Annotated in this window: 7 protein-coding genes and 1 pseudogene; 2 read left to right on the forward strand and 6 right to left on the reverse strand. The window is 45.2% G+C overall.

Annotated features, from left to right (window positions below; genetic code table 11):
• Positions 1-237 precede the first annotated feature (237 nt).
• Positions 238-1,710, reverse strand: coding sequence for an LCP family protein (locus tag RIG66_RS08925; protein ID WP_446377197.1), 1,473 nt, complete (start codon positions 1,708-1,710; stop codon positions 238-240).
• A gap of 258 nt (positions 1,711-1,968) precedes the next feature.
• Between RIG66_RS08925 and RIG66_RS08930 the strand changes: the two genes are divergently transcribed.
• Positions 1,969-3,027 (forward strand): mannose-1-phosphate guanylyltransferase, encoded by a 1,059-nt coding sequence (locus RIG66_RS08930; protein WP_446377199.1) that lies wholly within the window; start codon positions 1,969-1,971, stop codon positions 3,025-3,027.
• A gap of 280 nt (positions 3,028-3,307) precedes the next feature.
• On the opposite strand, the pseudogene RIG66_RS08935 reads toward RIG66_RS08930, so the two are convergent.
• A pseudogene (locus RIG66_RS08935) lies at positions 3,308-3,637 on the reverse strand (Hsp20/alpha crystallin family protein); the annotation flags it as partial.
• A 7-nt stretch (positions 3,638-3,644) separates the two neighbouring features.
• The gene (locus RIG66_RS08940; protein WP_446377201.1) at positions 3,645-4,064 is read right to left on the reverse strand and encodes a hypothetical protein; all 420 of its coding nucleotides are present in this window, start codon (positions 4,062-4,064) and stop codon (positions 3,645-3,647) included.
• A 274-nt stretch (positions 4,065-4,338) separates the two neighbouring features.
• Here RIG66_RS08940 and RIG66_RS08945 point away from each other — a divergent pair, with 274 nt between their 5' ends.
• The gene (locus tag RIG66_RS08945) at positions 4,339-5,139 is read left to right on the forward strand and encodes a toll/interleukin-1 receptor domain-containing protein (RefSeq protein WP_446377203.1); all 801 of its coding nucleotides are present in this window, start codon (positions 4,339-4,341) and stop codon (positions 5,137-5,139) included.
• Positions 5,140-5,362: 223 nt separating this feature from the next.
• Here the strand turns inward: RIG66_RS08945 and RIG66_RS08950 are convergent, their stop codons facing one another.
• The 3 genes from RIG66_RS08950 to RIG66_RS08960 are packed head-to-tail and all read right to left on the reverse strand — an operon-like array spanning position 5,363 to position 9,612.
• Complete coding sequence (locus RIG66_RS08950) at positions 5,363-6,832, reverse strand: DUF1802 family protein (RefSeq protein WP_446377205.1); 1,470 nt, start codon at positions 6,830-6,832, stop codon at positions 5,363-5,365.
• Positions 6,833-6,843: 11 nt separating this feature from the next.
• Positions 6,844-8,874 (reverse strand): P-loop NTPase fold protein, encoded by a 2,031-nt coding sequence (locus RIG66_RS08955; protein WP_446377207.1) that lies wholly within the window; start codon positions 8,872-8,874, stop codon positions 6,844-6,846.
• 39 nt (positions 8,875-8,913) lie between these two features.
• Positions 8,914-9,612: a hypothetical protein gene (locus RIG66_RS08960; RefSeq protein ID WP_446377209.1), complete on the reverse strand. Its 699-nt coding sequence runs from the start codon at positions 9,610-9,612 to the stop codon at positions 8,914-8,916.
• Positions 9,613-10,331 lie beyond the last annotated feature (719 nt).

The raw sequence follows: 10,331 nt of genomic DNA on the forward strand, positions 1-10,331 counted from the left end.
ATTCATCATTTAGACAGGGCGGGTTTAGTTACATTAGGGTGGGCAAAAAACGATAGTAGTGAAACCCGCCCCTACACATAAAACTCTTTTCTAATCATTGATCATTCACCTCCCCCATCTCCCTCATCTTCCCCTGCTCCCTCTGCTCCCTCTGCTCCCCCTGCTCCCCCTGCTCCCCCTGCTCCCTCTGCTCCCCCTGCTCCCTCTGCTCCCCCAGCTCCCCCTGCTCCCTCAGCATTATTCCTCCGCTTCTGGATGCCGAATCAACCAATCCTCACCCACACGAATGGTTAAATCGGATTCAATATCTCCTGTGGAAGAGGCTTCGACGTGACCAAGTTGCAAAACCCTTTTTAAGGTGGTTGCTGCTTTCAAATCGCCTTGTTGCACAATAATCTGAGTTTCGCGTACCTGATCGGGCCAATCCTGTATGATGTAGACATTATAGAAGTCGTTTTTCGCCAAATACCGAGCAACTTCGTGAGCTAATTGCGGGTCATCTGTGGCATTTTGAATCGCAATTCGCAATCTTTGGGGAGAACGCCGAATCTCCGATGAACTCCAGTCAAGGGTTTGCTGAAAGTATTGTTGCATAACGCGATCGCGTCCGGCAGAATCCATAATCCAATAGCTGGCAACATATTCCTCTGGATCACTGAAGCGACCGGGCAAAAGTACCATCTGAAAATCATCTTTGTCTAAATCTAAGCCAAAGCCCACCAGCGCCAGCATTTCTTCTAAACTGAGATTGGTATCAATATATTGCTGCATCACCCGAATGATTTGGGGTAAACGCGGTAGCACCTTGGGACTGAGCAACCGTTGACGCAGCGCCTTGAGTAGCGTTTGTTGGCGCTGAACTCGACCAATGTCGCCGTAGCCGTCTTTACGAAATCGAGCAAACTGTTCGGCTTGGTCTCCATTTAAGATTTGCCATCCCGGTTCTAAATCAATGTACAAATCCTGGGTGACATCCTCATACTGCATCGGATAGGGAACAAACACCTCAACTCCCCCCACCAGGTCTACCAATTCCCGAAATGCATCCGTAGTCACCCGCACATAGCGATCAACGGGTGCATCATTCAGAGTACGACTCACCACCCGTGCGGCTAACGCTGCACCCCCTTCCACATTGGCATCATTGATTTTGGCAAGTCCTACCTCAGGAAGTTCCACTTGGGTATCCCGAGGAATGGAAAGCATCGTCACGGACTCTTCTGTCGGGTCGAGGCGTAACAGTAGCATAGTATCACTGCGACCACTGAAAACGTCGGAGGAGTTTTTGTCATTATCGGAAACGCGGTCAATTCCCATGACCAGGATGTTGACGGGTCGGGCTAAATCATAGCGAAACGCTTGTCGCCAGGAATTTTCTTTCGCGCCAGGGACAAAATTTTGCGGCACGATTAAGGGGGACAGAGGGGTAATTAGGGCAACCGTTGCGCCCAAGGTAGCAGATACTGTAGCGGTTAAGATAAACGCCGCACTCCACAGAAACCAGCGCATATAGCGACCACCACTGGATTTATTTGAATGATCATCGGAATGGGACTCTCCGTCATCACCCTCTGGCGGTGGGGGAGGCGGGGAACCCCCAGTATCATTTTCAGCATCATTTTCAGCGACATCAGAGTCGCCCTGCGATCGCGTATAATCTTCGGGATGGGAGACTTGAAAACCCCAGCTAGTTTGGGAACTATTCGACACGTTGTTTTATCCTCACCACACACCAACTGTTCTGGATTCTTTGACGTTCAGCGAATCTATTGCTGGATTATAACGTTAGCCGCCCAATCCCCATTCATCTTGGGCAAGTTTTGACCCTTCACTTTGCTCAAGGTCATAGTTAACTCCTCTGCTCCCCCAGCTCCCCCAGCTCCCCCAGCTCCCCCAGCTCCCTCAGCTTCCTCCGCGCCTCCGCTCTCCCAGGCTAGGATGTAGCAGACAATCAGAATAGCATGGACAATGAATCAATTAATACCTGTAATTTTAGCTGGCGGCAAAGGTGAACGGTTTTGGCCCCTTAGCCGCAAACACCGACCTAAGCAGTTCTTAAGTTTAGATGGTAGTGGAAAGAGTTTATTACAAACCACGGCTGACCGTCTCAGTCAATTGGCAGGAGGTTCAGCCAATGTCTGGGTGATCACATCGGCTCAATTAGCCGACGGGGTGCGAGAACAGTTACCCCAACTTGATAGTGAGCATATATTAGCCGAACCCGAAGGGCGGGATACTGCACCTGCTGTGGCGTGGGCAACCTTAGAAATTGCACATCACTATGGAGAAGATGCGGTGGTTGGCTTTTTTCCAGCAGACCATTGGATTGCGGATCAGCAGGCGTTTCAACAGACGATTGAGGCGGCGACTCAGTTAGCGGCGACTGAAGCGGCGATTGTCACCTTGGGAATTGCCCCGGACTACCCCTCTACAGGTTACGGTTATATTGAACAAGGAGAACCCGCCGGAACGTTTAATAATTTACCAATTTATCGGGTGGCTCGATTTACAGAAAAGCCAGACCGAGAAACAGCCGAGAAATTTCTGGCGACGGGGAAATTTAGCTGGAATGGTGGGATGTTTATTTTCCGGGCTGGCGTCGTATTAGCGGAACTAAACACGTATGCGGCTGATATTATCAATCCGTTACAACAACAGGGGATTGATGCTTATTCTAAACTACCTAAAATCAGTATTGATTATGCCTTAATGGAGAAAACCCAACTGGCTTATGTTCTCCCGACTACGTTTGATTGGGATGATTTGGGAGATTGGAATGCTTTAGAACGGTTGCACAAGGGAGAGGCGGCGAATGTGGAACTGGCAACTCATGTAGGGAAAGATACCCAAGGGGCGATTCTTTATACCAGTGATCAGGATGAGGTGATTGTGACGATTGGCTTAGAAGATGTGGTGGTTGTCCGAGATGGTGGGGTGACGTTAATTGTGAAAAAAGACCGCACCCAAGAAATTAAGCAGGTACTGAAAACCCTACAAGCGGATTCGAGATTTAGTCAGTTCCTTTAATTGCAATTTGTCCTGGATTATTGCCAATCTATCCGTAGGGACACTATCCTTGCGCCCTTGTTCAAGGCGTAAGTATCTGGACATAAATTTTGTCCGCTATAAAACATCTTCACCTAAATATCGGTGGGTTACGGCGGATAGTCCATTAAAGGTTTATTGCCTGACTTTAAGTCCCGCCTAACCCACCCTACATAACGATTACTTAGCGCCATTCTCAACAATAGGTTTTTCAGGTAAATAGGGCGCACGTCGGTGCGCCCATAGGAGTGTTTGGCTAAGATTAGCCGATGTTAACTTTGACTACTTTGGTTTTTTCGGCTTCTGCTTTGGGCAGAGTTAGCATCAAGATGCCATCTTGGTAATCGGCTTCCACTTTATCGTTCTGAATTCGAGCGGGTAAGGGAATTACCCGTTGGAATTTGCCATAGCGGAATTCACTTCGCGTAACACCTTTTTGATCAGTCTTGGTTTCAGCTTGGCGTTGACCACTAATGGAGACGGCTTCTGCGGTAACTTGTACGTCCAGATTTTTGGCGTCTATGCCTGGAACTTCGAGTTTGAGGTAAACCGCATCCCCATTTTCGTGCATTTCGGCGGGGGGAACCAAGCTACGCTACTTATTCAGGAATACCAAAAATCTCCGCCAGTTGGGGTAATATCCGCGTACTCTCTTCTAAAAAGTCATGGGCGTTGGGTAATTCGGCAATCATCCCGCGTAAAATTCTAATGGCGGTTTGGGCTTGTTTCTGTTTCTGTGGCGCTTGGGGATTCTTCCCGGCTTCGGCGAGTATCTTCACCTGTTCTAAGGCTTGGGCTTTGTCTTGGGAGGATAAGTTATCCTCCGCCTCAATAATACGCTGTAGTTGTCTCAGGAGTTCTTTGGTTCCTGTAAGCTGCGTCTGTGTGGCTGTGGGGAGTTGGTTAATCGCGTTGGTGGTGTCAGTGGCGATCGCATCCAGATTGATGGAGTCTGAATTGCCACTCTCTGCACCCTTTTCTGGGTTTGTCTGATTGGGCGTTTGGGAATTCTTCAGCATTATTCTCTCCTTGAGTTGGGTTTAGGTTTAGGTTACCGAAGGCGTGATCCTGGCACATCTCCCTATGGTTCAATCGACTTCACCCACGAATTCAGTTCTTTTCAAGGGACAAAGCTGTCGATACTCGAAATTTGACTAATAACTTAGAGAAAATTAATATATCAAAAGTTATTCTACCAAAATTATCAAGAATTTTTAACAATGTCCGGAAAATTTCCTGGCGGCTGTGAAGTCTCCGAAAAGTCAAGCCTTATAGTATATTTCTAGATATCAGATGACTAGCATTCACACGCCAAGGACTCATTCTCTTCCGCCGCGTTTTACCAAGAATCTGCTGTCTTTATTCCAGTCTCGTTTCCGAAAACTGGACATTCAAGAGCGTGGCAGTATGTTATTTTTCTCTTACTCCCACAAGGACAAAGTATTCGTTCAAAAGCTCTACACCGCTTTGTCTCCGAATTATGAAATCTGGGTAGATTGGGAAGATATTCCACCAGCGGTTGAGTGGTGGGAGGAAATTAAGCGAGGGATTGAAGATTCGGATTATTTTCTATTTATGCTAACTCCAAACTCAGCGATATCTAAGGTTTGTGGTCAAGAGTTAGAGTATGCTTTAAGTCAAGGTAAACGGATTTTTCCGATTGTGATTGAGCAACCTGCTCCAGTTCCTCTATCACTGCGATCTATCAACTGGATGTTTTTTACTCCAGAAGAAAAATTTGACGTTTGCTTAACTAAATTGTTGGATGCTCTCAATATTAATCCAGAAGACGCCAGATTACATACCAAATTCTACGGACTCTGGCGGGACTGGGTTTCTCATGATCGGGATCGCAGCTATTTGCTACGCGGTAAACAACTCTGGGAAGCAACAACTTGGTTGGCTAAATCAGATAATAGTACACCATTGCCACTTCAAGAACACCGAGAATATATTTGGGCGAGTCAGTTGGCACAGTTTGTACGAATTAAACGAATTGCTACAGGTATAATTGTCAGTGCGATTCTGGGCGTCTTAATTACTCTGCATTTTCTTACCCCTAGCTTTTGTGAAAATGGAAGTTTCCCTTTTTAGATCCTCCTCTTCCCTTTTTAGATCCCCCTTCCGTCCCCCTATTAGATCCCCCTTCCGTCCCCCTTTTGATCCCCCTTCCGTCCCCCTTCAAAAGGGGGAGACCAGATGTTGCTTCGCTTTTTGTTCCATGGGGGATTTAGGGGTATCTCTTATTTAGTAGGGGTTTCAACATGAAGTTGAGACAGATGTTCATGAATAGTCCCCAACAAAAGGTTTTTTAACCTTAATGAATTAGAGGTAAATCGCGCAAAAAATAGAAGCGATCGCGGTTCAATTCATTACCCTTACTTCGCCCTAAGTAACCTGCCAAGGGTGAGGATAGTTCAATGAGAATATCACGCAATTCATTCGGCATTAAGGGTTTGGGGGGACTCGAACCGATATACGCACCATAAATCGCATCAACTCCCACTTCGCCTAACCCTGCATTTTCCTGGAAGGATTTAACGGATTGGACAATGTGCGATCGCACGGCGATGGCTTGACGTACTTCTACCAGGTATTGCTCAATTTTATCATCGGCTAACCCATAAGCATCTTGCAAGCAGGCTTTGAGTTTCAGCAAGTCGATAGCACCCTTATGCTGGGCTTGCAATTCCACGAGATGTTGGAGAGTTTCTGGACGAATCACGCTAATCTGATTATTTAAAGTTGTTCGTAAAGCATCTGGGGTTAATTCACCGGCGGCAACAATGAGTTTGAGACAAGGAGCATAGTCTTGTTGGAGATGATTGTTCCCCAGTTGGATTAATTGTCCCGGAGTTGTACTGGGTATCTTTTCACTTTTGGTGGCTTTGCATTCGCCAACAATGGGATAAGGTGCATCTGCATAAAAGTCAATCCCGCCAGCACCACCAGTTGCTTCTGGATTTAGGCTGGCTTTGGGGTCATTTCTAGAGTTGGTAAATCCTAGTTTTAGTAAGCTTTTCCGTACCAGTTTTTCAAATTGATGACCATCGCTAGAGTTGCCGACATCGGCGATTGTTTTAATCCAGATGAAATCAGAGTCAAATCTCCCGATTGATTGGCTATTCCATCCCAAGAATTGTTTGATATCTTGGTCAAGTTCTTTAGCCGCTAGATTATGGTTTGATAATAGCGCGATCTGCTGTAAGCAGCAGCGCTTCGCTATCGCACTCTGTAATTCCTCTAATTCTGGATGCTGAGGCGGCTGTCGTTCTTCCATCTGGCGACAGCGCTGTTCAAAGCATGTCTGACTCAAAACAGGTGTATTTTGAGTCACCGTTAAAGGTTGGGGGAGAGGTATAAATCGGGGACTTGGATGTACGGGGATTTCAATCGGTTGCGGGAGTCGATAAACCCGCAGGTAGGCTAAAAAAATATGACCTCGTTTTACACGAGTTTGCTCTAATCCGGCTTTTGTCCATACAGTTAGCTGAGATAGAAAATCAAGGGATTCGGAATCATCCAAGACTTGACAACGTTCGCATTTTGCCCAGGCTTTAATTTGAACCGTCTCCGAACCAAGTTCAGCCAGACTTTTTTGGGCAGTGGGGATAAAATTTGAGCGATAATATTGTTCGATAGGCAGAGCGTTAGTGGAGGTATCTGAGGGATAGAGAGCAAATTGTCGTCCTGGATTGACGAATATCCGAGGGATAATGGCAATTGAGCGTCCTTCGATTAAGGCTTTAATATCTGGGGCAGGTAGACGTAGGGCGATTGGCAGCATAATTTATGTTCCTATGCTACGAATAGGTCATTCAGGTCGTCATCATTGGCTGTATCATCAGCACTAGATTCGTCGAACAGCGTTCCAAAGAGTTCTTCATCTTCGATAGTCTCTGCATCAATTTCTCCAGATGGATCGCTGAGGATTTCTCGCAGTAGTGGATTCTCTAAAATTTGGGGTTTTGAGAATTCTGCCACCTGCTTTTGAGTAAGCTGATATGTCTCGCAGTTTTGATAAACAGAATACAGGTCAATCAGAGGTCTAATCTGTTCAGCTTCCAGATACGCCCATTCTCCTCCCTTTGCCTGAGATGTGAGTTTTTCCAGTAACTTATAAGCGTTTGTCGTCTTGTTAATTTTTTTGTTTTTCGAGCGAACTAAACAACCGCGAGTTAAACCAAACCGTTCGTATGCCGTTAAGCGCTTTAATCCAGCGCCTAGTGCAGCTGCGTTGCCTTTTTGAATAACTGCTACACCAATGACAAAATTTTTGTCATCTTCATTGCCAACAACCTTGAAATTAATGTAACCTTGGTTTGATAGATTCTTGGCAGGAGCCTTTGAGTTGACTACTTTGATATCAGTATCAACGCTTTCAATTGTTAGTTGCCGTAATTTTTGTCCGGTTAATGTTTCCCCTTCCAATGTTTCACCTATCAACTGCTCAAAGCCAAAACGTAGAGCATCAGCAATTTTATCATTGTCCTCTAAATAATCTCCAAGGTCTGCCTCCTTCGAGGCTTTAACAGCTCTTTTAAATCTCTCTTCTAGTGATATAGGAACATTGGGGCGATAATTCTTAGCACACCAATCTAAAGTTTCCCGTACAGTCGGCTTGCCTTTACCGATATCCCTGAGTTTGCTTTCTGTAAACGGATAAACTGGATCATGAGGTTTTAAATCACGAGGATCATATAGCTCTTTTTGCAACCACAAGGCAACTAAATCAACAAGAGATTGGCTATTAAGAGGTTTTAAATCTATTGGCTTTCCTTGAGTTGCTGTTGACAACCGATCTCCCACACCACCACCAATCTTATTCGCAGTTGCAGTGCCAGTTATGGCAGAGGCTATTTCTCCAGCCCAAGTTGACCCAAACATTACCGTCAACATGACAATACCTTTACCAATACCTGACTGTTCTAGATTATCGTAAAGGTCTTTAACTAAGCGGACAATTACCTGTGCTTTCGTAAACCCATCTTCAGATAATATTCCTTGGGTTTCCAATTCATCAAAACAAATCAGCACAGGTTTATGGTCACTCACTAAGCGCAAGATTTGTTGTATATTACCCAGAGCTTCTGCTTCTTGTTCTTGAGATGTCTTCCCAGCATTGGTTGGTAAACCCATTGAGTTAGCCGTTTCTTGATCTAGCTCATTACCAGCTAACCATTCAATGGCATAGGGGGCATACATTTCTGAAAGAGTCCACAAAATCGCCCTGAGAATATAAGGGTCAGCATCCGGCTTGATTTTGAGAATCTGGCTACTCAATTTTTTGAGCATATTTTGGTTATTTTGTAAAGCTTTGGCATAGGCTTTATCAAAATTCTTAACTATTGTTGCTGCGGCAGTTTTCTGACCACTTGAATTACTGGCATTTGCCATCGCCGCCGCCACTTCCTGCCATTGTGTAACTTCTTGACTGCCAACTCGCGCCAAGTTTTCCACCAACGTTTGCAGAAATTGATGTCTCAACAGATTTAAGTCACCATACTTACTACCATTAGCATAGATAAATACAGCACTACCATCACCAATGACACGACGGCGCAGGCGACCAATGAGTTGAGTTTTCCCTGAACCCGGATCGCCAGTCACAACTAAAGTGGCTACCTTATCCTTACTATCTGAGCTGGTTTTAACCTGCTTGATTACCTCCAACACTTTTTGAGAAGCGTGAGCATTGAGAGTATTTAAATCAGGGAATCCTTTACCCCAAACACTTTGGACTTTATCAATGGCTGCACTGTTGAACGGATTGTAATCTTCGATAGCAGCATTGATTTCTTCAATCGGTGAAACAGATAAATCAGTCATGATCATTCAGGTGAAGGAACAAACAGCAAGTGGTTTCAATTAGGCTTCAGCATTCACAAGCTTGGCAAAGTAACGCAATTTTCCGACTGGCGGAGTAATTGAGTCTTCTAATTGATCAGGGGTAACGTTTAAAACCTCTCCCCCCATTAGCTGGAAGATGTCATTCGCCTGCATTTCCAGCATCCAGTCGTTGAACTGGGAACGAGAGACGCGATCGCCAATTGTCCGCCGTATCCGATATATGGGTACTAAGTCATCTAAGTTATAGTCGCGGTTAAGCTGATCGTAGACATCCAGCGCCACTTGCTTAAATTGATCATAAGACGCGATCGCACTCTCCTCAGTCTTCCCGGAACCACACCCAGCCCCATCACCAACGGTACCCGCCGACACATCTTGTTCTCGAATCCATTTGAGTAACGCATTCGCGGTTCTCGCGCCAATCTGACTCTCAAACTCAAACGCCTCACTTTTCAGCCCTGCTTGCAGCATCTGCAATCCCTTCGGCTGTACCAGAGACACCTTATACCGAGAAACCGCGATCGCACCGTTTTCTTCCAACTGCTGATAACTATTCTGGTAATCGGCGGCTGTTTCTTTCTTCCGTTTCAGTCGTTTAGTCAGTTCACCCCTCTTAACATCCGAACCTCCCAGATCCCACAAGTAAAGCAGTAGGCGGACTTGCTTCGCTTTCGCTTCAATATCTGTATCTGTCTTCGCATCAACATCGTTGGACATCGTTGTTACCCTATCCGTCATGGAAATTTCTGAGTCTAAAGAATGAACTTTTGTAAAAATACTCCCTGCTATACTAACCCCATCATCTAATCACTTGCCAGTTCAGTCGCGATCGGTATAAAGCCTGTACAGCGTCAGTAGGAGGCAGTTTAGAGAAAAATCAATGCATTCCATTGATAACCCTCCAGTAAAACCCACTCTCACGCCACAAATGATGTGTTCTGCAAATAGTCTCTAAGTATTTTCACTTAGTTCAGAGTCTCAATCGTTCAATTTGATCCTGTTTTCAACTGGTTCAGGATGATCACCTGCTCATCAATTGTTGCCCATAATCGTAACCTAACTTAATACTTTTCGGGCAAATGTTAACTTCCATGTCATTTCCTTGTCTTTCAACTTGAGAGTGGTAAAGTAAAAGTATGAAGCAAATAAAGCTTCACCGGACAGATACAAAAGCAACGTTTAGATTCACAGAAAGAGGTAAAAACGCTGGCTAAATCAATCAATCTGTCTTCTCTAAAAACAACAGCAGCAAACCATTTAGACGCTGATATTTCCTAAGCTAGTTAATAGGGAGTAAGGCAACTGAAACTTGAATTCAGTGCAACTCCAGATAGAATTACTAAAAGAAGGAAATCACTCAGCAAGTCGATCGGACGTGCTGCTGTTGTTTTAGCATTTCCAGCCAAATTAATAGGAGAGGGCGACCCAACCCAATT

Origin of the sequence: Coleofasciculus sp. E2-BRE-01 (assembly GCF_040221695.1) — a bacterium.
Taxonomy (GTDB): domain Bacteria; phylum Cyanobacteriota; class Cyanobacteriia; order Cyanobacteriales; family Coleofasciculaceae; genus Coleofasciculus.